Here is a 21,410-nt window from a genome sequence, read left to right on the forward strand (position 1 = left end):
TCCCGTTCCTTTTCTTATGCCGCTTTTCTGCGCGTATGACTCGTCTTGGATATGAATAGCAGTTTCTGCACCCAATCCCAGGTAAAGATCCAGTAGCCGATCAGGCTGCCGCTGACGTTCAGGATGATGTCATCCACATCGAAGCTTCCCGTTTTGGTGATGAGTTGGGTCGATTCTACACCCAGGATCATGATGGTCATGGTGAGGATCAACGCTTTGACACTGCGCATCCTTCGGAAAAGGAGTGGCAGGTAAAGGCCCATGGGAAGGAAAGCAATGAGATTCCCTCCCAGGTTCGTGATCGGGATGTTGATGGGAAGAGATCCCGTGATGAGAGCCTGCAAATAGGTCAAGATCGTACGGAACGGTATGAAGTTCGAGCTGAAGCGGATGTACTGGGCATACGTGATCTCACTTGCCCCGAATGTCCTTTGGTCAAGGAAAAGCAGATTCACGCAAACGGCGATGTACACGATGAAGCTTAGGATGATAATGGATTTGATGATGCGATTCATGGTAGGTACCTCCGAATAGATTCTCGCCTATTATACCAATTATTAGTAGGATTGGGAGGTTTATTTTTCCCTGACCGGGTCGGAGGTGATGAGCCCATCAGGGATTTCGGTGCTTCCGCCAGGGGCAAACGGGACGTCATTGAGATTGATGGATTCATAGATGACATCTGCGCCTCCAGCTCCTTCAAACGATTTTGATACGATCATACCTTTGACCGTACAGCCCCCGAGAACTTGAAATGTTGAATTCGGAGCGTAGATCAGAGTGGAATACGCACGTGCACCACCGGTGATGGTGACATTCTTCCCTCCTGTGAAAATGTGACCCTGAAATCCGCCGCTTCCGTTCATTTCGATATCTGCATTTTCAGCATAGAGGGAACCGAAGATCTTCTGATTGCCTCCCAGTTTGACGCTGGATGATGCGGTGGATTTGGCCAGGTAGATGTTCAGGCGCTTGATGTCACTATCATTATTCACCGTGCTCCCGGATCCCATGCTGATCTCATTCTTGACGTAGATCGTGAGTTTGCCTGTCCCTTTCAGGATGATGTGTCCGTTTTGGACATTGAGGTGATCCACCACGATGGCCTTGTCCGTATTTCCGACATTGATATAAAGGGTATAATTGGAGCCCATTTTGATTTCCTTGAAGGCGGTATTGTTATTAAGCTTGAGTTCATAATCAGCTGCAAGATAGTTATCCACCTGCAGGACACCATTATTGATCACGTTGTATTTATTGTATTCATTTCCCACTGTCACATTTGGGTGAAGCGGGTAGCTTGGGTAGGAAGGAAAAGGAGGTAGCTGAAACTGTGCCTGTTCTTTGAATGGTTGAGGTTGCGGAACCTTCATATAATCAGGTTTGTAGATGGCTATATTCTCGGATCCCTTTGGTACATAGATGTTCCCGTCGATCCCGGCACCGCCGTCGAATTGAATCGTGCTTGCTGCCTTGGAATTCGTCCCCATATTTCCTTTGATGTGGGCTCCACCGGAAAGGGAAATGGTTGTATCGGTGTATACGGCCAGGTCTTTGTTGAGGGGAAGCCCGCCCTTCATCTCCCAGCTGATCGTAAACGTCTTCTCCAGCTGCTTGGTTCGTTTTCCGATGGTGCCGACGGAGGTGATTTTGTACCGACGCGGGTTTTCACCCGATACCTTGGCTATGGTCACTTTGGCTGAAGGCTTCTCTCCGAATGAAGTGGCGAAATCAGTGAGATTGGTCGTTTTCACGATTTGGGACTCTAGGTTGGTGTAAAAGGCCGGTGCGGTCGATTGAAGTGGGTAGAGCTTGCGCGCCGCGTCCTCGGCAGCCTTCATCTGCTTGGTGATGCCGGCTTCGGCGATGTAATAGGCAGATTGATTGTCCCGTTCGGATGAAGTGGTCTTCGTGTTATTGATGACGATGCTCATCACACCCATCCCGAGCACCGTCAGGACGGTCATGAGAAGGAGGACCATCAGGAGGGACATGCCCCGTTCATTTGTGAGGTATTTTTTAAACATGACTGGTCACTTCCTTATGTACAGTGTCGTGGATAATGAGGATGCTTTTTTGTTTTCGTTTGTCTTGCTCTTAAGGGTGAGGGTAACGTTCCCGTCTTTTTGGCTGGCTGAGAAGGAGGCGATATTCTCACCGATGACTTTGGACCCTTTTTGCAGGGTACTGCCTTTAAGCTCGATTTTTCCTGTATCGGTCTGGATGGTGTTGTTTGTCACAGAGATCGAAGAGGCGGAACGGATTTCTTTCGTCAGGAGATTCATGGCAAGCCTGACATCTGCTTCGTGGGATACTTGTTCCGTTTGATTGACGAACTGCTTTTGTCCAAAGATCTGGACGTTGGCGATCAGGACCATGACGATGGCGAGGACGACCATGGCCCCCAACAGTTCGATCAGGGTGACACCGCGTTCATTATGGATCAGCTTCTTCATGGTGTTTTCCCCCAGCGGTTGATCGTCTCCATCTGAGCGAGGAGTTTGCTCTTCCCGGAATTCGGGTACACCTTGACCAGGACGCTGGATAGTCCATCCACGGGTGTTTTGATGGAGATTTCGATATAGGCTTCTGACGTTTCTTTTTTATAGTAGTAGCGCTCTGTGTCTTTTCTTAGGTAGGTGGCGTTTTTTAATGAGCCGATCGAGGTTTCATTAAGCGTCGTCATCTGCTGGTGGAGTTCTTCCATCGTCGTCTGGGCGACGTAGGTGGCATCCAGCATGTCCTCCGACACTTTTGTCGAGGTCATGGAGTGGCCGAACAGGGGCACGAATACCGCGAGGATGACACTTAAGATGACCAGTGACGCAAGAATTTCAACAAGGGTGATACCGCGGGCGTTGCGCGTATATTGAAGGATTCGTTTCATGGTTCGACCATCCTTTGTTTCCGTATTTTTCTATTCATATAGTACCATAGACTGTGAGTCTTTTGGGTTATTTTTGACGCGTGGGGATGGTTCCTGTGCGCCATTTGCTTTTAGATGGACGTTTCATAGGAATTGAGCCCATGAATCGAAACATGATAGACTGATAATGATAAAGGACGTGAAAATATGTCAGGTACTGAAGCAAAGAAGCCTTTCCTTAGTACCTGCCTGTAGGGGACAGACCTTGAGGCCCCGTGCAGGCGGGTTCCATTCAAGGGAGGTCTTCATCTATGAAGAATCGAAACCGTGCCATTACACGGCACCAGCGCAGTCGAATCATCCAACAAAAATTGTACGTCGTCCGCAATGTGTGGGGAAGGGATGAGAAGGAATCCATCCTCCATCCGTTCATCGCGCACCCTGGGAAACTGGCCAAGGGGAAATTGAATTGTTCATGCAGGATGTGCAAATACGATAAACACTATAAAATTTTAAAATCCACCGTAGCATCGAAGCTTGAGCTCATGCAACAGGAAGTGGACGAATACTGGTCAGAAGAATAAAGAAAGGGACCTCCGTCTTGAGGTCCCTTTCTTTATTTAAATTGATAGGTATTGTTTTCACCGGTGGCGGAGGAGAGGGTGATGATATCATCACTCCTATGAGCGGTGTAAAGTTTGCTCATGAGGCAAAGCATAAACCAAACCTATTGCTTCAGACAAGCAATGATGGCATGAAAGAAAAGATCGAAACACTCATGAAACAGGGCACTGTATAAAAAATACATGCAAATTCTAGTAATATTTATCCATATCCTCCTTCGTTTTCTGGTAAACTAGTTCGGGTAGGGAAATATTTGCGCGTAATTGTAAGAATAATAGAAAAGTTCCGAGGGGGAAATGTGGTGAAGATCACGATTATGAGTGAGGTGTTCCACCAGGCGTTGGGAGATGTGGTGAGGGCGGTTTCGACGAGAACGCCGATGCCGGTACTGACGGGTGTGCATCTTGTAGCGACGGAGGAAGGGCTCACGCTTGTCGGCAGTGATTCCGACCTGATTATCACGAGGGAGCTGCCTGCTGAAGCGGGGATGCTCGACGTTGAGCAGCCGGGAGCGATTGTCCTTCCTGCCAGGTATTTGGCTGAGATCGTCAAGAAGCTCTCGGGTCCGATCCACCTTCAGCTGATCGACGACACGACGGCCGACATCCGGTGTGGGGAAATCAAGACGAAGCTGAAGGGCTTCCCTTCCGATGACTATCCGAAGCTTCCCGTCATGGAAGAAAGTGAAACCCTTCAGCTTGATGCCTCCAAATGGATGGAAATGCTGAAGCAGACCGTATTTGCCGTTTCGAAAAGTGAAGCAAAACCGGTCCTGACCGGTGTACATATTTCAATGGGAGAGGGGCGGCTCACGTCAGTTGCCACCGATTCACACCGCCTCGCCTACCGTGAAACGAAAATTGATCAACATATCGACCGGGCATGCATCGTTCCGTATCAGGCGATCGGGGAACTCATCAAACTGTGGGACGGAAAGACAGAGGTTGTAGAGGTGGCCATGAACGAGCATCATATCCACTGCCGTCTAGGCGAAACCAGTCTCTATTCCCGCTTGATTGATGGGAAGTATCCTAACGTATCGGGCCTCATTCCGGAAGGCAGTGAGACGCTCGTGAAGATGGAGACGAAGCAGCTGTTGAAAGGTGTCGACCGTGCGTGCCTGTTTGCCGGGGAATGGAAGAATCATAATGTCTACATCACCATTCACGACGGAAGGATGAAGCTTTCCTCTGCCGCCACACAGCTGGGGAATATCGAGGAATCCCAAAGGATCATGGAGATCGAAGGCACGGAAGAAATGAAGATGACCCTCGACGGGAAGTATTTGATGGAAGCGCTGAGATCGGTGAAGGAAGAGACCGTGACCCTGCAATTCGGGGGCATCATGAAGCCCGTGATCATACGCCCAGAAGGCAATGCCACCCATCTTCAGCTTATTTCACCGGTCAGGGCTTACTAGGATGGAGACAACATGAATATCGTACCGAATACGATCGCAGTCGTCAGCGTCACCCTCACCCAGGGCGATCAAGTGTTTTTGATCCAAGAGGATAAACCAGGGATCAGGGGCAAGTGGAATTTTCCCGGAGGACGGATTGAAGCAGGGGAAGACATTGCCGACGCTGCCTGGAGGGAAGTGAAGGAAGAGACGGGGTACTCCGTCCGCCTCACTTCGACGACAGGCGTTTACCCATTCATCAGTGATACCGGCAGCCGCATCGTCCTGTTCCATTTCACCGGCGTGGTGAATGGGGGAACCTTCCGCCCGGCAGAAGGGGAAATCCAAGACGGGAAATGGATGCCCCTTGCCGAGCTCGAAGCGATGGACGAAGCAGATCTCAGAGAACCCGCTACCCTGCGGAACATCATCGACCACATGAAGAATGACGACCTTTACCCTGTGGATCTCTATGCAGGACTAAGGCCGGAAGTGAGCTGAGGAGGAAGCGGGATGAGTGATCCATTTCATGGGCTGAGATCCCATATGAAAACAATGAAGGAAAGAATGAAAGCATCAGGTGCAGCCCTTGTGGTCATGAAGGATAACCGTGTCGTGGAGGAATGATACGACGGTTTCCATCATGACCGGACAGGGGCAAGGAGCATCGATGCTTCTTCGCGTTTCAACGTCTATTCGGTCCGCGTGACCTATATCTCCCTGGCTGCGGCCATCTGCATCGAGGAAGGCTTGATCCGTCTCCACGATCCCCTGAATGATTATTTTCCCGGAGTCCAGGGCGAGGCAACCGTCCAACATCTACTTACCAGGAGCACGGGATTGAAGTGGACGGACGGAATGGCAGAAGTGGTGGCTCCACCGGGCACCGTACTGGAAGGGAAGCGGCCTGATCTTGTGGCCGCTGTCATACAGCAAGCCACGGGTCAAACGGTTCGGGAGATCCTTCATGAACGGCTCATCAATCCCATGGGGTGGACCCATACAGGCTGGATGGGAGCGGCGGCAGAGAATCTCGTCTGTGACGTGTCTCCCCTAGGATATCCAACGATCCGGTTGGGTGCCGACGACGGGACAGACCGCAATCTGTTTGTGAATGCGAGGGAACTCGCCGACTGGGGGAACCTCCATGTGACGGATGGCGTGAAGGACGGAAAACGGATTCTTCCCGAAAACGTGATCCGGCAGGTAACCACCCCCGTCCACCGGTCCGGGCAACCGTCCTTCGGCTATTTTTGGTTGCTGAAAGAAGGACAGAGCCGTCACCCTCAAGATGAACTGGGTGCAACGCTACCGGACGGCTCCTTCCAGATCTTCGGTGCCCCCGGCTGCGCCTGCCTTGTCATCCCGGAGTACCGGGCCGTTGCGGTGCGGTTGTTTAATAGTTTGTATGAGGGATATGACTACCTGGCGGATATCCGGGGGTTCGGGGATGAAGTGATGAGAGGGTTGAGAAAGGGAGAGTGCTGATATGAGACTGGAAGAATTGGTGGAAAAGTTGAATCAGGAGTTTGAGATCAAGGCATATGGTGCCGACCCCGCCTTTAAAAGATTCCTGCCTGCTGCGTATGAATCGATTTCATTTGATTGGGAAGCGGCGTTTGAAGAAGCGTTTACTTCGTACTTTAACGGACTTATGATTCGTGGGGCCAGTGAAGTCGAACAAGTGTTCCTTGCTGTATTTCCAACTGATCATGTGCTGAAGCGCTTCATCAACGAAGGAAAACCCGGAGATTTTCTTTTCATGCATCACCCTCTCCTTATGGAATGCGGGGATCCGCAAGGGGAATGGGGGAGAGGATTCGTTCCCATTCAACCAGATTTAATCCAACAGCTAAAGGAAAAGCAATTATCCGTTTACACATGTCATATCCCTTTGGACTACCATCCAACGTTGGGAACAAGCGCCGCCATGGCAGCTGCACTGGGTATGACGGTTACAGACGGATTTCTTGCCAATGATCGTGGTGAGCATCTGATCCTTATCGGGGAAATAGAGGAAATCGATTCCCCTGAACTGAAGGAAACCCTTCAATCGGTATTTTCCATTCCTTATATAGACTGCGAAGGACCGAGCATTGAGAAGATTTGCAAAATCGCCGTCGTAGCAGGCTGTGGTGACAAGGTGGAGTGGATGGAAGAAGCAGAGAAAAAAGGGGTTCAGGCATACATCACGGGAGAAATTCACTGCCATATCGACAGCGAATATGGCCGTGAAAGATTCTCAAAGATGATGGCATACGCCTCTGGCACCGGGATGTCCCTCATCGGTGTTTCCCATGCAGCTTCTGAATACCTCGTGAAGAAAACATTGATAAAAGACTGGTTTGAACAAAATATGGGATTGAACACTACCCTGTTGCCACAGGAGAAGTGGTGGCTTTGAGTAAAAGGAAAGAGTCCTTGACGTATAAACTCAATGAATTATTGCTGAACACAGGAGTACCTGGTCTGGGTCTCGCTAAATTTCACAACCAAACCACTTCCACAATCTCCCTCGGTCTGGCCCAAAAAGGCAAAGGGAACGTAACGGAAGACACCCTTTTCCACGCCTGCTCGATGTCCAAATACGTCACCTCCATGCTGGTACTGAAGCTATGCCATCAAGGATTGCTCTCACTGGATCATCCCGTTCAAGACTACCTGAGGTCCTGGTCACTCCAAAGTGAGCATGGCCCCATCACCCTGCGCCACCTCCTCAGTCATCAAGGCGGCATCGAGGATCCGGAAGAAAGCTTCGGAGTTCATCCAGGACGCCCAGACATGGTGCAGATCATTAATGGAGAAACGCCTGCATGCCCCACACGCATCGAGGCAGTCAAACCGCCAAACCAGGAGTTCACCTATTCAGATGCCGGCTTTTGCATCGTCCAACAGGTGGTGGAAGACGTACTGGATATCCCGTTTGAAACGGCAATCGACAAGCACCTCTTCCGTCCACTGGAAATGAATCGAAGCATGTACGAGCCGACTTCTCCCATGACCTCTGGACACGATCCCGATGGCACCGTCATGAAGGACCGGATACCCCATTATCCGTATGCCGCGGCAGCGGGTCTATGGAGCACGCCTTCCGACTTGATGAAACTCGTGAAGGAGCTCTTCCGTTCTTTAAACGGAGAGGGGATCTTATTTTCCAAAGAGTATGCGATGGACATGATTTCTCCGCAAGGCGCCGCATCTTGGGCAGGACTTGGCGTGTTCCTGGATGGAGAAGGAAGCTCGACGGAGATTTCTTCCCTCGGTTGGGGAGAAGGGTTTCAGTCCATGATGGTCGCCGAGCCATTGGAGGGAAAAGCATGGGTCATCATGACGAACGGCAATACGGGCATCCATCAGATAAAGGGGCTGATCGGCGATGTGTACCGACTTCTCACAACATAACGCTTGGAAAAGGAGGGAAACCCAGTGAAAAAGGAATACTTTATCGGTATCGTACCGCCTGAAGAATACCTGGAAAGGGTTCAACAGTTCCAGAACAGGTGGATGGGAAACGTAGGGGTGGAGCCCCACATCACCCTGAAAGCTCAAGGGGGACTATTGCCTGACCGGAGGTGGCTAGATGGGGTGAAGGGTGTGGCTTCACATTTCCGCCCGTTTTCCTTGAGTCTCGGGGAACCGGCCTATTTCGGGGGGGCCATCCTGTATCTTACTGTTCATTCCCCTGATCTTTTTGATCTTCATCGCGAGATTGTCCAGGCTGTATCCCCTTCGCCGGAAGAGATACGGCAGTACTTTGAACTGGAGGCATTCGTGCCACATCTGACACTGGGAAAGGAGCTTTATCCTTCATCCATCCGTGAAGGAGTGGGCAAACCGGAGCTTGAAGTCATGGAAAACCAAGCAAGAAGGGAACTCGCCCCATACCCGCGTTTTGATGTCACCTCCATTCGCGTATACGAATTGAATACAGAGAAAAAACAATACGAACCGCTCATCGACTTGCCGTTACACACAGGCTGAGAAAAGGAGAACGATCATGGAAAAACTCTATCTGATTCACGGCTTCATGGGAACGGGGCAAGCCCATTTCTCCAACCAGATCGAAGCCTTCAAAGATGACTACGACGTCATAGCACTAGATCTTCCCGGCCACGGGAATTCAACCGTAGAGCTTCAAGGGGATTACATAGAAGGCGCCATCCGCTTTGTTGAAAACCAGATTGAACAACACGGAAAAGGCTATGTGGTCGGTTTGTCACTCGGGGCAACCCTGGCCATCCATCTCGCCCTCCGTAAACCGGATCTGATGAAGGGGATTGTCCTCACCGGCTATTCCCCATTCATCCCTGATGAGCTAAAAGACATCATGGAAGAGCAGCACCGCCATTTCATCAGCATTGAAGATCACGAGCCGGAAGTCGCTAAACATTTCAACAATCTGCACGGAGAAAAGTGGAAGAAGATCCGGAAGGTCGTCCTCGACCGGATGACCTACGACTATCCTTCCGTGAGCTCCGCCGACCTTGCTGCTCTGTCGGTACCGGTCCTCATCCTGAACGGAAGCATCGACCCCCACGAAGTCGATGCCGTCGCATTCATGAAGAAGGCCAACCCAGCCATCGAGGCGGGGCTCATCCCGGGTGGCAGCCATATTGCCAATATGGACTGTCCTCAGGTGTACAATGAGATTTTGCGAGCATTCTTAGAGAAGATTCGATAGAGGAGAAAAGGGATCCCAGCTAGCTGGAATCCCTTTTCTTTTTAAATTGCTATGAATGGAGCCGATATTGATAAGGCCTCCTAATGACCACTCATCCAAAAAACCATCTTTGCTTATTAGGAAAAATCTTCTATTCTTAAACTAGGATCATAGCCGGAGGAGTGGAAAGTATGAGAGCAGTTGTGGTGAAGGAATATGGAGATGTGGCAGGAATGCATGTAGAAGAGATGGACAGGCCGGTGCCCGGAGCGGGAGAGGTCCTCGTACGGGTGGTGAAGACGAGTGTCAATTTTGCCGATATCAAAGCGCGCCGCGGAGGAAAGGGGAACAAACTTCCCTTCATTCCGGGGCTTGATGCTGCGGGCATCGTGGAAGAAATAGGGGAAGGCTGCAGGAGCGTATCCGTCGGTCAGCGGGTCATCTGTTTTCCGGATAACGGATCGTATGCGGAATATGTGATCGCACGCGAGGTCCTGGTGTTTCCCATTCCTAATGAGATGAACATGACCGTTGCAGCAGCAAGCCCCGTCGTCTCCTTTCTGAGCCATCGCCTACTGACGGATGTGGCCCGAATGGAGAAAGGAGAGTCCATCCTGATCCATGCGGCAGCAGGTGGAGTCGGCACCACTGCGGCACGCCTGGCGAAGCAGCTGGGGGCGGGGCTCGTGATCGGGACGGTGGGGAGCGAGGGAAAAGCACAGGTCGCGCGCAAAGCAGGGGTGGATGAGATCATTCTGTATAAGGAAATAGACTTTGCCCAACGGGTGAACGACCTCACGAATGGAAACGGAGTCGATATCGTCCTGGATTCCATACCAGGTAAGGTCACGGAGCGAAGCCTCACCTGTCTCGCCCCCTACGGAAGGCTCGTTCACTTCGGCAACGTTGGAGGACCTCCACTCAAGCTGCCGCTCCATCCTCGGATTCAGCCTCGGCACGACGCGGAAGAAAAGACCTGAAACGTTACAAGAAACCGCTGCGGCCGTCATCCCCATGCTCACATCAGGCCGATTGACCGTGGATGTGGGTCATGAGTTCAGTTTGGACGAGATCCGCGAAGCGCATGTGCTCATGGAGAACAGGGGAAGCAAAGGAAAGATTGTCATTCGTATTGGAGAGGAATGATGGATTATCCCGCTGAATGGTCATGTTACCCCCGATTTTCAACCATTGTAATGAACTCGGCGCTGCGGGTGCGGAAGTCATCTACTTTCCGGAACCCAAGCTTTTCATACACAGCAATGGCGCGGTTATTGAACGTCGCCACGGAAAGCCTGATCGGCAAGGACGTATCCCTCCGGATCTCTTTTAGTATAAAGGCCGTGAAAGCGGCCCCCGTCCCTTTCCCGGTGAAGGCCGGATTCATGCCGAGTCCGAAATCGACATGATCGTCCGGGTAGACGCCGAACTCATGGGAACCTGGGCGGAAGAACCGGTACAGAAGAATCCATAAATTTGCCCCGACTCATCCAGGACCAGGCGATATGTACCGCCTGAAAGCTCCGCCACGGCTTCTTCTGATCTTTCATTTTCATAAAAGTCATAGGGTGGTTCATATTTCCACGCAAGGATTTCCTCCGCTGCTTTCCTGTTCAATTCTGTGATTGTCCAGTTCATTGATCTTGCTCCTCACTATGTACAACAAGCCAGCGTTCGGCTTCTTTCACCATCCAATCCCCAAATCCGTTCAGGAATCGGATGACCTCCTCTGGATCACGCACCGGATTGATGGCATATTCCACGGCTTGCCTCATTTTCATTTCCTTCTCAGGGTAGTGCGATGAGAATAGCTGATACGCAGGATATAGGTCCCGGGTGTAGGTTCTTTCTTCCTCATCACAAAGGCCATTCCGCACCGGATGATCAGCTTCATGATCCACGTGCAGCAGTCCATCACATCGTCCGGGTCTTCATTTCCCTTCAGGTCACTTACCGCAAGGACAATCTGGTCGGAAATGGACGCGATATGGTCACGGGCAAGCTCTGCATCTGGACGGAAGTCGGGGAGAACAGGCTGGAGGTTTTCTCCATAAAGATGCACGCCATACACCTTGATCATGAACGAAATCAGGTGGAAGCGCCGGGGCTCCAAGAGTTCATTCAGCGTGCATACGGCGAATTCGACCCCGTTGATCAGCGGGTGTGAATCGGTGTCCAAGTCTTGCAGGCGGGATTTGGTTTTGTCCGTCAACGGTTGATGGGTGACCACCAGCAGGTCGATGTCCGATATCCCCTCCACGCCGAGCCCCCTCGGCAGTGATCCCCTCAAATACACGCTGTGAATCCTATCCCCAAATCCGTCAGCGATTCGTTCCGTCAATTCTTCCACCACGGGCCTGAAAGTGGGATGCACCCGTTCCAGACTCGAATCATTCAAGAACACTCCATTTTTATCTACCCGGCAGACCGAGCCAATCGATTGAAGTTCTATCATTGTTGGTTCCTCCTTTGTAACAAAAAACTGAATTTGGAAAATACTTCTGCTATTATTTTAATAGAAAAGACAAGGGGATGGGGAGAAATGGAGAAAAAAACCATAGAAAAAGGATTGCGCGAGGCATGGTCCATCAAGAGTAGCTCGAAGTGGACAGCGGGAAATCCGGCAAGGGGGCAGTGCGGGGTGACGGCTCTCGTCATCCATGATCACCTTGGTGGTGAAATCGCCAAAACCACAATTGAAGGAAGCTGGCATTTTTACAATATCATAGACGGCATTCGTCAAGATTTCACGGTTTCCCAGTTTGAGAGGATCCCTGACTACGAGGATCGTCCCTCATCTAGAGCCGAAGCGTTTGCTGATACAAATGAAGAGCAGTACAAGAGTCTCAAGGAGGCGTTCCAAAGGGTGATCAAGCCATGAGAAAGTGGGTGGTGTTGTGTGGAATTGTCCTTGTTCTGGGCTTGTTTTGCTACTTTCAAAATAATGCCCTTGTCACCACAAAGCTTGAAATAGAATCTTCGAAGATCCCAGAAGCATTCAATGGCTATCGGATCGTCCAGCTTTCCGATCTTCATGGAAAGTCTTTCGGACCCAATCAGGCCAGGTTGATTCAACGAGTGAAGAAATCTAAGCCTGATGTGATTGTCTTCACAGGAGATCTTGTCGACGCAAAGCGATATGATCCAGGTCCCGGACTCACCCTCCTAAAGGAACTCTCCACCCTCGCACCGGTATACATCATTTCGGGAAATCACGAATGGTGGTCAGGGCGATGGGAGGAACTGAGGGAAGAGGTCGTGAAAACAGGCGCTGTCCTTCTGGAAGATGATCGAGTCGCACTCACGAGGAACGGGGAGGAAATAAGCCTCCTTGGGGTGGATGATCCTGCTGGTGGAGATGTGCCAGTTGCCCTTCAGTCATTTGAAAAGAAAAAAGGGTTCAATATCCTTCTTTCCCATAGACCGGAGCTCTTCAGTGTTTACGCCGAATCGGGCATAGATCTTGTACTGAGCGGCCATGCCCACGGCGGCCAGGTCCGCCTGCCGTTCATCAGGGGATTGGTGGCACCTGACCAAGGGATGTTTCCTAAGTATACAGAGGGCCTCTATAAGGACGGAGACACGCATTTGATTGTCAATCGCGGACTCGGCAACAGCATCATTCCACTCCGGATCTTTAATCGCCCTGAAGTAGTTGAGATAACGCTATTGGCAAAATAAATGAAAGGAAGGGAATGAGCGGTGATGTGTTACCCCCGGATGTTCAAAGATCTTGCTTTCTGTCTCAAATAGGATCGTCTTCCGCTGAGATAGGACATGATCCCGAAGAGTGTTACGACAGCAGCGCTTCCGCCCATTATATAAACAGCTCCGAAGTCAGGGGGAAGACCGGTTGCGAGCCACACTTCATAGGCGAAAAACGGGATCAGGAAAAGGCAGGGGAGGCCAAATAAGAGCAGAACAAGATGCTTCCCGACTTCATGCCACGGTTTTGCTTCAGCCCATGCAAACCCCCTGAAGAGCAACAAAACCGTGATGAATGCCAGACAAGCTAGAATCATAGCCATAGGAGTCTCTCCTTTCGAGATGACATCCATTATACAAAAATAGTATAATGGAAATGAAATGTAAAAACACGATCCGGTTGGTAGTCCGGATGCACGCTTGGCGTGTCAGTGACCTTCCCCTCCTCGGGATGTCCATCATTTCAGTAAACAAAGAGGAGGGAATCGTTATGACCTTAACGATTTACCATGATGGTCAGTACTGGGTCGGCATCGTCGAAGTAGTGGAGAAAGGCAAGCTTAAGGTCTTTCGCCATGTATTCGGCACCGAACCGAAAGAGGAAGACATCCTGTTATTCATTCATGGAAGATTATCCAGGCTGATGGACGAATCGTCACAGCCGGGAGTCGAGGTGGCACACAAAAAGCGTGGACAGGTCAACCAAAAACGCCTGCAGCGCCTCGCAGCCAAGGAAATGAAAAAAGGAATCTCGACCAAGGCCCAGGAAGCCATGAAAGAAGCGCTTGAACACAAAAAAGTGCAAGCGAGAATTGAGAATCGTATCGAACGGGATAGGCTTCAACAGCTGAAATACGAGAAAAAGAAACAAAAAGCAAAAGCGCGTCATCGCGGCAAGTAGAGCTGGAACCCCATAGATGGATTCGTGGGGTTTCTTTTTTTCTTTCCTGGCCGGTATAGGAGTGTCTCGACTAAGCAATCAAGTACGTGCATCCTTCAATCAGAAACGCTGTCACACCGATGAACGTCACCATCAAAGTCGAACTCCTGACCAGCGTAATCGAAAGAGGGTTTCCCATCAGCGCACTTGATGTCCGATGAAACTGCAAATGATCATACCGAACAGGATCAAACCCACCCAACTGATGAAACCAAATGCAGTCGTAAACGATTGCCAGTCATGAAGAAAGAGATAGATCAGCATCAAATGAAGGATGCCGAGTACCAAAGATAAAACGGTAACTAGTCTTTTTCCCATTGTTCCTGGTCATTCCTCCCTTGTGGTATACACATTGTCCTCAACCAAAATGGCCTCCTCTACGGGGATCCCCGCCACTGATTGAATCGCACTCCCCGGGGAAGCGAAAGTGGCTTCTCCGTCCTTTAATTGATACGTTGGGTTATTTTCTTCCTCACTACCGACCAAGGAAAATGAGACTTCACCAAGTTTCTCATCGGCCTCAGCCTCGCCAAAGTCTTGATCAAGGATGTACTTGTGCCCGTTCCAACACACAGTATCAACCCAGTCCACTTTCGTTTGTACCTCTGAAGCGGACATGCTGCATCCCCCCGCCACCAGCATAACGGATAAAAGAAGAAGGAATCGCATTCAATCACTCCTTTTGGAAAAATATGATAAATATACTGTACCACAAATCCTTCCTGTAAAGATAAAAAAGAAGACCTGTATCACACAGATCTCCTCCAGTTAATTCGCTCTTGCTTGACGATTCTTTTTTTCCTGTCTGGAACCCGATGAGACCCCATGCGATAATTGCGAATAATAGTTTACTATCATAATGTTTTGTGAAGATCCCGACAATGTACCAGCTAAGTACACCGGCTATTAGTACACCCAGTAATCCTTTGGACATCTGTATTCTCCTAACTGTTTGGGAATTACTATTATTCTACCATAATGTTCATTATTATCCATATACAGGTTCAATAAACGGTCTGCCTATTCTGGTTCACCACTCAAATGCTCATGGATAAGAAGCCAACGCCCCTCTTCTTTGACAAACGCATTCGTCGCTCTCCCGTGACCTTTCACAAATGCCCCATCCACAAATCCTTCATACGTGAACCGATAGACGCAAAGTGCCTCCTGCTCTCCTAGTTGTAGCCAGTTCACATCATTCGCCCCGTACACTTCATTTTTCACGACCGACCAAGCGTGTTCAAAGTAAGTCTGTATTTCTTCCATAGAAGAGCAGGTCCGGTCAGAGAAATAATAAACGGCATTTGGATGGAGAAGTTTCTCGACCTCGCTGAAGCGATGGGTGTTCGTCGCGTCGATGTAACGGTCTAAGGTTTCTTCTGCCGGATGTACGTAATCATTCTCCATTGCGGCTTGCTTCATGTTCGTTTCCTCCTTATGGGTTCTTATGCAATTAACTTACCATAATAATCCTTTGTTTACATCATTTATTAAATGGTGTGCTAGAATAAAAGAAAAGAAATTCTGGGAGGGTGCTATGATAGGAGAACTGATTGAAATCAGAGGGAAGAAGCTGTATGTTGAGACATTTGGAGAGAAAAAGCTTCCGGCTGTTTTATATCTTCATGGTGGACCTGGGGAAGGCAGCCATGACTTTTATTATCATCAGGCGAAACGACTTGGTGAACATGTTCGCCTCATCATCATCGATCAGAGGGGAGTGTGCCGGTCGGAAGGGATCGAAGAAGGGGAAGCGTTCGGACTCCGTGACCTTGTGGAGGATTGTGAGGCACTGCGGGATTACTTCGGCATCGAACGGTGGTCGGTGATTGGACATTCCTTCGGGGGATTCCTTGCGCTCCTGTATGCTTCTGCCTATCCTGGGTCCATTGAGAAGATCATCTTCGAGGGACCTACGTTCGACTTTGAGCTCACGTCCCGTAGTCTGATCCGAAAAACGTCCTGTTTGCTTGAAAAGTACGGACAACGCAATCTCGCCGAACAGGGGAGGGAGCTTGCTGAAGCCGATGTATCCATCAGGGAACTGACGGAAGGGTATATGGAACTCAGTGATCACCTCGGGGAGCACCGCATGGAAATCTACCGTCATAATCACGACAATCCTACAGATTACGAATCCTATCATTCTGAGGAAGAATGGGATGAATTCTATGATCGCTCTGAATTCCACTTCGATCTTCTCCGTGAAGAAGGGGAAGTGTTCCGATCCCTTCTGCCGCTGCTTAGTACCGTGCCGAATCCCATGCTCCTTGCTTTGGGTAAATTTGATGCAACCACTTGCGAGAAGCAAATCAAGGCGTTTCAACATGACGCCCCGAACGGTGAAGTCACCATCTTTGAGCATAGTGGCCATACGCCTCATTATGAGGAGCCCGATGCCTTCAAGGAAGAAGTGCTGCGCTTTATTATTAACGAGGAGAGGGGATTTTCTTCTTAGAGCAAGAAGCTATAAGTGTTTTTTAACAGTGGATCGTGAGAGGTAAAACATAATCTGTCAATATAAAATATGTTTCTTGGTTTGGTATAATATACAAGCTTATATCAATTAAAGGGGATAGTATGTTGAAAATGAGAATATGGAGTTTACTAATTGCATTGACAGTTGTAGCATCTATGTTTTACCCATCAAGCGCAGAAGCTGCGACTTCTTCTCTTGATGAATTGGCGAATAAGGCTAGGTATCATACTGAAGAAAAAATAATAGACTATAAAGATGTAGAAAAAGAAGGTAAAAGGTCAGTTGAAAAAACAGGATATAATGATGTGGAGGTCCCAATATATGAGTGGGAATTGTCTGATTCTACTAATCAGACGTCACTTGATAAGGATTGGACATACAAAGAATTCAAGGATGAATATTATATCTATCCGAAAAATAATTATAACCAAGGGTACTATGCACCTAAAGAATTTAATCGGTTATATCCTGCATCAAGAACTGAACCATGGGCAGAACAAAAAGAGATAAAAAAACAAGTTCCATATAAGGTGAAAGAACCGGTTTATCAATCAAAAACTGTATCAAGAGTAACCCAAAAAACACAAGCATATTCCAAAGCAGATACGAAATCTAAACTAACAGCTAAAGATAAGAACTTGAAAACCATCAATGTCTATGCACCGAGTAAAACCGTTATGTCAAAAGTGAACAAAAATTGGTATAAAGGAAAAATAAGCTATACTTCTTATAAAAAGACAACTTCTTATTACACTAATAAAAAAATTGTAACGGATATTGTCTATCACAATAAGGATGGTAAAAAGGTTAAAGCAATCATTTCTAAAGGTGCCAAGGCTACAAAGAAAAATAGTAACTATTATTCAGATGTGAAATATACGCCTTATAAGAAAGAAAAGGGTAAGTGGGTTAAGCAGAAGCAAGTGAAAAAAAGTAAAAAAATTTCAAAAAAAGACGTGAATTCTAAGTCTGAAAATAAAAAAATGACAGAGACGAAAACAGCCTTTGTTCCATCTAAATTCATAAAAACCAAAAAAGAGACTGAAAAGGTTGGAGAAAAAACTGTAACTAAATATAAAACCGTTACAGAGTATAAACAAGTTCCTGTCGTAACAAACTACACTGCTTGGGATAAGAAGGTCCAAGTCGGCACGAAAATTGAAAAAGAGCCCTACACCTACACAGATGAGGAAACATATACGTATACAGTAAAAGAACCTGTTTACGAATACCTACAGGTGGAAAACACGGCCGTTCAAACCTATACGAATGCAGTCAATTTCTATAATCAGCACCGTTTATCCCAAGAAGAGTTTCTGCAATTATTACAAAAAGCGGAAATACCTTATCGAGTCGAAAATGGATATGATAATACAAGGTATGTACGTGGAAGTGTATCAGTCGGAGGAGTACCCCATTCCTATTCTTATACACCAGCTACACTAGTGGAGTTACTTATATTCGATGATCAATCTGCTGTTAATCTAAGTTACCTCTATGAACCGTATACAAGAAACGATTATGATGATGTGAAAATTTCTGCAGGCGGTTATCGTATAAAATAACCGAACGATCTTCTATGTATAGGTAAAGACTAAGTTATTAGCTTAGTCTTTTTTTTATAAATAGCAATGATTTTTGCTGAACTTCTTTACATTGCATAAATGGGTTTATGGGGATGGAAGTTACTTATGGAAAGAAAGGTTGTTATCTATGTAGGATATTTCCTTGTAAGAATAAGAACAGATTACGCCTTTTTCCAAAGAGAAGTGATGATGAAAACCGTTCTTCTCTTCAATCATCCTTTTAAAATAGTGAGGAATCATCTTTCCGACCCCGTGATTTTGTTCAATGGATAGCCAGTCGATGCTTTTCCAATCCAGCAATCCTTCAAGAGTCTTGATCGGTGTTAAGTAGGTTACACTGCTTCCGATCGTGGCGGTGAAAAGATGCGTCCCTCCGGTCACAGATTCATCGTTGCTCCATGAAACAGTCCCTTTATAATGGATTTGTTCGAGGGTGAGGTGCAGTCCGGTTTCTTCTGCAATTTCCCTCAGAATGCACTCGCTTGGGGTTTCCCCTTTCTCTATCTTGCCGCCGACACCGTTCCACAGCCCAAGTACCGGCGGTTTATCCCGATTGAGCATGAGGATTTCATCGTTTCGCTGGATGAAGCACAGCGTGTACTTATACATAGCGTTTCTCCTTTCCCTGGGCCCAATCGATGGGCTGTTGATTATCGTGAAGCACGATATGCGGGTAACCCCTGTCTTTGAATAGCTTGAGGATATACGGTTTCGTTTCCCTTTCGAATAGGTATTCCATCTGAACATCTTCCTGAAAATCGTGAAATCCGGCGTGTAGTGGGCGGATTCACGGACCGTTTTCTGACGGATGAAGCGGAAGGTGATCTGCTTCATCCTCTTATAGTAGGGGGTGTCGAGGAAGAGGATCACGTCTGCGCTCCGGAAGCTTTCTTCCAACCAGTCCGAGCTATGTGCGCCTTCGATGATCCAGCTTTCCCCTTTCACAAGGTCGGCGAGAACGGCATCGCGCTCCTCATCCGTGCGTCTTCGATCTCCGCCCAGCCTCCGTTCCCACACCACATTGTCGAGTTCGTGATAAGGGATACTGGTAGCGGTTGAGAGGGTGCGGGCCAAAGTGGTTTTCCCACTGCCGACGGAGCCGATAATATGGATTCGTTTTGGGATGGTTGGCATGGGGGCTTCGTCCTTTCAGTTAAGTGGTTGCATAGGAACGCTTCATTGGGTCTACGATTTCCTGTATGGAACATTTTAGCATATAATGAAAGAGTCATAATACTAGACTAGGAGACGATGCAGATGGGTTCTGAGTTGTGGAATGAAGTGGATCAGTATTTTGGACGAAAGCTGTTAATGGACGATGAATTGGAACGGGTGCTTGGGGCGAATCGTGAAGCCGGCCTTCCCGAGATCGATGTGTCTCCCCTGCAAGGGAAGTTCCTCACCCTGTTGGCCCAGATGAAGGGGGCGAAGCGCGTGCTTGAGATTGGTACCCTCGGCGGCTATAGTACCATCTGCTTGGCAAAGGGAATCGGTGTCGACGGCAGGGTGACAACCCTTGAAGTGGATCAGGCCCATGCCTTGATCGCAGAAGGGAACATCCGGCGTGCGGGATTCCATGAGCAGGTGGAAGTCCTTGTCGGGAGTGCCCTTGATACGCTGCCGAAGCTGAAGGAAGCGGGCCACGTCTTTGATCTTGTCTTCATCGACGCCGATAAAGAGAACAATCCGCGCTATCTCGAATGGGCCCTTGCCCTCACGACACCAGGATCTGTGATCATCGCCGATAATGTCGTACGGAATGGAGAGGTCGTGGATGCCGCCACCACGGATGGACGCGTCATGGGGATACGGAAGTATATCGATCTTGCCCAGCGCGATCCCCGCATCGATTCCACTGCAATCCAGACCGTCGGTTCCAAAGGCTATGACGGCCTCGTGATCAGCGTAGTCAAATGAACATCCCCGAAGGGCGGTCAGGAGCCGCCCTTTTTCCATTCCTTCTTCAAAAGGGAGTAGATGTAGTGATCGTAGTAATCCCCCTGGAAGAAATGCTTCTCCCTGAAGATTCCCTCCCTTTCAAACCCCAACCGCTCGAGTAATCGGCAAGATGCCGTGTTTTCAAGGGCAACGAATGCCTGGATCCGGTTAAGCCCCATGTTGTTGAAGCCGCTGTCGATGGCGGCGGTCAAGACTTCGCTCATAAATCCTTTTCCCCATTCACCGTGCCAGAGATCAAAGCCGATTTCAGCTACATGATTCACGATATCCCACTGGTCGAAGCCGCACGTGCCGATTGGAGTGGCGGTTTCTTTCTTCCGTATGATCCAGCGGTTCCGACCGTATTCTTCCGGATACTCATGCCAGTCGATCCATACCCTTGCCTGATCAATCGAGGTGAAGGGCTCTTCATCATAGAGGTACCGGCAGACGAGGGGATTCTCGTAGAGCTCGAGAATAAATCTGGCATCGTCAGCGGTCGAGTTTACTAGGGTTAGCCGTTTGGTTTCAATGGTGGGAAATGCCTGCTTCATGTTGTGCCCCCTTCCATGAAAACTCCATCGATCTGTTCCCGATCATACTCAAGGATCCAAGGGGAAGCCGAATGATAAAGGGGGTGCAAGGTATCTTTTTTAGCTGAAATAATGTCACAGCCGCGGTCGTCATAGAGATGATAGATAAGTTGTTTGGTGATGTTCACGAAATAGATGTCGAGTCCTATGTCCCAGCGGTTCTTCAGGATCCGTGTGGGATGATTGAAATCTTCATGACAGATCGCCATCAGGAGCGGCCGATAGCGGATGTCGCCCGCTTGGCACTGCAGGGAGAAGCGATGGGTGACAGTCATATCCTCTTCATCAATCAAGCCATCTACCCTTTCATATTGCAGTTTCATGCGCACGTCTTTATCCTTGATATATTTGAGAAATACGTTGGTCTTCGGTGGTGGAGAATCGTTTAGACCAAATACATTTGTCACGAGGATCACATCATCGTCCTGCTCAAACACCGCCTTGAATAAGCTTGTCGTCCTTTCGCCCATCTGCTCAAGGTTGTCTGTGTCATGGTGCTCACTTCCCGGCTTGGCAATTTCAAACCGCAAGCCCGTAGGCCATGAATAAAAGAGCGGTGGCTCGAGGGAGAGCCCGGGAAAGTGTTCTAGTAGATAGTCACGTATAGTCATGAGAAGGCT

Annotated in this window: 30 protein-coding genes and 2 pseudogenes; 16 read left to right on the top strand and 16 right to left on the bottom strand. The window is 48.8% G+C overall.

Features of this window, described 5'->3' with window-relative positions; translation table 11 throughout:
• Window positions 1–14: 14 nt before the first annotated feature.
• Genes K6T23_RS05595 through K6T23_RS05610 form a run of 4 tightly spaced genes read right to left on the bottom strand, consistent with a single transcriptional unit; the run spans window position 15 to window position 2,887 of the window.
• A complete protein-coding gene (locus K6T23_RS05595) occupies window positions 15–515 on the bottom strand; it encodes a VanZ family protein (protein ID WP_238283843.1) in 501 nt (166 codons plus the stop codon).
• Between the two features lie 60 nt (window positions 516–575).
• Window positions 576–2,027, bottom strand: a complete 1,452-nt coding sequence (locus K6T23_RS05600; RefSeq protein WP_238283844.1) for a DUF7305 domain-containing protein — start codon at window positions 2,025–2,027, stop codon at window positions 576–578.
• 6 nt (window positions 2,028–2,033) lie between these two features.
• Window positions 2,034–2,456, bottom strand: a complete 423-nt coding sequence (locus K6T23_RS05605) for a PilW family protein (protein ID WP_238283845.1) — start codon at window positions 2,454–2,456, stop codon at window positions 2,034–2,036.
• Window positions 2,453–2,887 (bottom strand): type IV pilus modification PilV family protein, encoded by a 435-nt coding sequence (locus K6T23_RS05610; RefSeq protein ID WP_238283846.1) that lies wholly within the window; start codon window positions 2,885–2,887, stop codon window positions 2,453–2,455. Before K6T23_RS05610 ends, K6T23_RS05605 begins: the two co-directional genes overlap by 4 nt.
• A 290-nt stretch (window positions 2,888–3,177) precedes the next feature.
• On the opposite strand from K6T23_RS05610, the gene K6T23_RS05615 reads away from it, so the two are divergent.
• The 10 genes and pseudogenes from K6T23_RS05615 (at window position 3,178) to K6T23_RS05660 (ending at window position 10,695) form a co-directional block, all read left to right on the top strand.
• Complete coding sequence (locus K6T23_RS05615) at window positions 3,178–3,450, top strand: hypothetical protein (RefSeq protein WP_238283847.1); 273 nt, start codon at window positions 3,178–3,180, stop codon at window positions 3,448–3,450.
• Between the two features lie 41 nt (window positions 3,451–3,491).
• A complete protein-coding gene (locus K6T23_RS05620; protein WP_238283848.1) occupies window positions 3,492–3,665 on the top strand; it encodes a hypothetical protein in 174 nt (57 codons plus the stop codon).
• A gap of 126 nt (window positions 3,666–3,791) precedes the next feature.
• Window positions 3,792–4,910 carry a DNA polymerase III subunit beta gene (gene dnaN, locus K6T23_RS05625; RefSeq protein WP_238283849.1) on the top strand — a complete coding sequence of 373 codons (1,119 nt, stop codon included), beginning with the start codon at window positions 3,792–3,794 and terminating at the stop codon, window positions 4,908–4,910.
• A 12-nt stretch (window positions 4,911–4,922) separates the two neighbouring features.
• The gene (locus tag K6T23_RS05630; RefSeq protein ID WP_238283850.1) at window positions 4,923–5,390 is read left to right on the top strand and encodes an NUDIX hydrolase; all 468 of its coding nucleotides are present in this window, start codon (window positions 4,923–4,925) and stop codon (window positions 5,388–5,390) included.
• Window positions 5,391–5,543: 153 nt separating this feature from the next.
• Window positions 5,544–6,377 (top strand): annotated as a pseudogene (locus tag K6T23_RS05635) (serine hydrolase domain-containing protein); the annotation flags it as partial.
• 1 nt (window position 6,378) lies between these two features.
• On the top strand, window positions 6,379–7,293 hold the full coding sequence (locus tag K6T23_RS05640) for a Nif3-like dinuclear metal center hexameric protein (protein ID WP_238283851.1): 915 nt from the start codon (window positions 6,379–6,381) through the stop codon (window positions 7,291–7,293).
• Complete coding sequence (locus K6T23_RS05645; protein ID WP_238283852.1) at window positions 7,290–8,291, top strand: serine hydrolase domain-containing protein; 1,002 nt, start codon at window positions 7,290–7,292, stop codon at window positions 8,289–8,291. Before K6T23_RS05640 ends, K6T23_RS05645 begins: the two co-directional genes overlap by 4 nt.
• 24 nt (window positions 8,292–8,315) lie before the next feature.
• On the top strand, window positions 8,316–8,870 hold the full coding sequence (locus tag K6T23_RS05650; protein ID WP_238283853.1) for a 2'-5' RNA ligase family protein: 555 nt from the start codon (window positions 8,316–8,318) through the stop codon (window positions 8,868–8,870).
• Between the two features lie 16 nt (window positions 8,871–8,886).
• Entirely contained in the window at window positions 8,887–9,570 is a 684-nt protein-coding gene (locus K6T23_RS05655) for an alpha/beta fold hydrolase (protein WP_238283854.1), read from the top strand.
• A 170-nt stretch (window positions 9,571–9,740) separates the two neighbouring features.
• Window positions 9,741–10,695: pseudogene (locus tag K6T23_RS05660) on the top strand (quinone oxidoreductase family protein).
• A 25-nt stretch (window positions 10,696–10,720) separates the two neighbouring features.
• Here K6T23_RS05660 and K6T23_RS22260 read toward each other — a convergent pair.
• Genes K6T23_RS22260 through K6T23_RS05675 form a run of 4 tightly spaced genes read right to left on the bottom strand, consistent with a single transcriptional unit; the run spans window position 10,721 to window position 12,004 of the window.
• Complete coding sequence (locus tag K6T23_RS22260; RefSeq protein WP_337946931.1) at window positions 10,721–10,936, bottom strand: GNAT family N-acetyltransferase; 216 nt, start codon at window positions 10,934–10,936, stop codon at window positions 10,721–10,723.
• On the bottom strand, window positions 10,933–11,187 hold the full coding sequence (locus tag K6T23_RS22265) for a hypothetical protein (RefSeq protein WP_337946932.1): 255 nt from the start codon (window positions 11,185–11,187) through the stop codon (window positions 10,933–10,935). Before K6T23_RS22265 ends, K6T23_RS22260 begins: the two co-directional genes overlap by 4 nt.
• Window positions 11,184–11,324: a hypothetical protein gene (locus K6T23_RS05670; RefSeq protein WP_238283855.1), complete on the bottom strand. Its 141-nt coding sequence runs from the start codon at window positions 11,322–11,324 to the stop codon at window positions 11,184–11,186. The genes K6T23_RS22265 and K6T23_RS05670 overlap by 4 nt, the downstream gene beginning before the upstream one ends.
• Before the next feature lie 2 nt (window positions 11,325–11,326).
• A complete protein-coding gene (locus K6T23_RS05675) occupies window positions 11,327–12,004 on the bottom strand; it encodes a nucleotidyltransferase domain-containing protein (RefSeq protein ID WP_238283856.1) in 678 nt (225 codons plus the stop codon).
• An 87-nt stretch (window positions 12,005–12,091) separates the two neighbouring features.
• Here K6T23_RS05675 and K6T23_RS05680 point away from each other — a divergent pair, with 87 nt between their 5' ends.
• Complete coding sequence (locus K6T23_RS05680) at window positions 12,092–12,430, top strand: YunG family protein (protein WP_238283857.1); 339 nt, start codon at window positions 12,092–12,094, stop codon at window positions 12,428–12,430.
• The gene (locus K6T23_RS05685) at window positions 12,427–13,230 is read left to right on the top strand and encodes a metallophosphoesterase (protein WP_238283858.1); all 804 of its coding nucleotides are present in this window, start codon (window positions 12,427–12,429) and stop codon (window positions 13,228–13,230) included. Before K6T23_RS05680 ends, K6T23_RS05685 begins: the two co-directional genes overlap by 4 nt.
• A 29-nt stretch (window positions 13,231–13,259) precedes the next feature.
• On the opposite strand, the gene K6T23_RS05690 is transcribed toward K6T23_RS05685, so the two are convergent.
• On the bottom strand, window positions 13,260–13,577 hold the full coding sequence (locus tag K6T23_RS05690) for a hypothetical protein (protein WP_238283859.1): 318 nt from the start codon (window positions 13,575–13,577) through the stop codon (window positions 13,260–13,262).
• Between the two features lie 167 nt (window positions 13,578–13,744).
• Here K6T23_RS05690 and K6T23_RS05695 point away from each other — a divergent pair, with 167 nt between their 5' ends.
• Window positions 13,745–14,155 carry a YjdF family protein gene (locus K6T23_RS05695; RefSeq protein ID WP_238283860.1) on the top strand — a complete coding sequence of 137 codons (411 nt, stop codon included), beginning with the start codon at window positions 13,745–13,747 and terminating at the stop codon, window positions 14,153–14,155.
• A 177-nt stretch (window positions 14,156–14,332) separates the two neighbouring features.
• On the opposite strand, the gene K6T23_RS05700 is transcribed toward K6T23_RS05695, so the two are convergent.
• The 4 genes from K6T23_RS05700 to K6T23_RS05715 all read right to left on the bottom strand — a co-directional run bounded on the left by K6T23_RS05700 (window position 14,333) and on the right by K6T23_RS05715 (window position 15,616).
• Complete coding sequence (locus K6T23_RS05700; protein WP_238283861.1) at window positions 14,333–14,512, bottom strand: hypothetical protein; 180 nt, start codon at window positions 14,510–14,512, stop codon at window positions 14,333–14,335.
• Window positions 14,513–14,521: 9 nt separating this feature from the next.
• Window positions 14,522–14,863 carry a hypothetical protein gene (locus K6T23_RS05705; RefSeq protein ID WP_238283862.1) on the bottom strand — a complete coding sequence of 114 codons (342 nt, stop codon included), beginning with the start codon at window positions 14,861–14,863 and terminating at the stop codon, window positions 14,522–14,524.
• 4 nt (window positions 14,864–14,867) lie between these two features.
• Window positions 14,868–15,128 (bottom strand): hypothetical protein, encoded by a 261-nt coding sequence (locus tag K6T23_RS05710; RefSeq protein ID WP_238283863.1) that lies wholly within the window; start codon window positions 15,126–15,128, stop codon window positions 14,868–14,870.
• 86 nt (window positions 15,129–15,214) lie between these two features.
• Window positions 15,215–15,616, bottom strand: a complete 402-nt coding sequence (locus K6T23_RS05715; protein WP_238283864.1) for a YybH family protein — start codon at window positions 15,614–15,616, stop codon at window positions 15,215–15,217.
• Between the two features lie 115 nt (window positions 15,617–15,731).
• On the opposite strand from K6T23_RS05715, the gene K6T23_RS05720 reads away from it, so the two are divergent.
• Together K6T23_RS05720 and K6T23_RS05725 are read left to right on the top strand one after the other, a co-directional pair.
• Window positions 15,732–16,652, top strand: a complete 921-nt coding sequence (locus K6T23_RS05720; protein ID WP_238283865.1) for an alpha/beta fold hydrolase — start codon at window positions 15,732–15,734, stop codon at window positions 16,650–16,652.
• 158 nt (window positions 16,653–16,810) lie between these two features.
• A complete protein-coding gene (locus tag K6T23_RS05725; protein WP_238283866.1) occupies window positions 16,811–18,238 on the top strand; it encodes a hypothetical protein in 1,428 nt (475 codons plus the stop codon).
• 120 nt (window positions 18,239–18,358) lie between these two features.
• Here K6T23_RS05725 and K6T23_RS05730 read toward each other — a convergent pair whose 3' ends face one another.
• Window positions 18,359–19,393 carry an NUDIX domain-containing protein gene (locus K6T23_RS05730; protein ID WP_238283867.1) on the bottom strand — a complete coding sequence of 345 codons (1,035 nt, stop codon included), beginning with the start codon at window positions 19,391–19,393 and terminating at the stop codon, window positions 18,359–18,361.
• 123 nt (window positions 19,394–19,516) lie between these two features.
• Here K6T23_RS05730 and K6T23_RS05735 point away from each other — a divergent pair, with 123 nt between their 5' ends.
• A complete protein-coding gene (locus tag K6T23_RS05735; protein WP_238283868.1) occupies window positions 19,517–20,176 on the top strand; it encodes an O-methyltransferase in 660 nt (219 codons plus the stop codon).
• 17 nt (window positions 20,177–20,193) lie between these two features.
• Here K6T23_RS05735 and K6T23_RS05740 read toward each other — a convergent pair whose 3' ends face one another.
• Window positions 20,194–20,751, bottom strand: a complete 558-nt coding sequence (locus tag K6T23_RS05740) for a GNAT family N-acetyltransferase (RefSeq protein WP_238283869.1) — start codon at window positions 20,749–20,751, stop codon at window positions 20,194–20,196.
• Window positions 20,748–21,401, bottom strand: coding sequence for a DUF3885 domain-containing protein (locus tag K6T23_RS05745; protein WP_238283870.1), 654 nt, complete (start codon window positions 21,399–21,401; stop codon window positions 20,748–20,750). Before K6T23_RS05745 ends, K6T23_RS05740 begins: the two co-directional genes overlap by 4 nt.
• Window positions 21,402–21,410: the final 9 nt, after the last annotated feature.

The sequence above is a fragment of the Rossellomorea marisflavi genome, assembly GCF_022170785.1.
GTDB lineage: Bacteria > Bacillota > Bacilli > Bacillales > Bacillaceae_B > Rossellomorea > Rossellomorea marisflavi_B.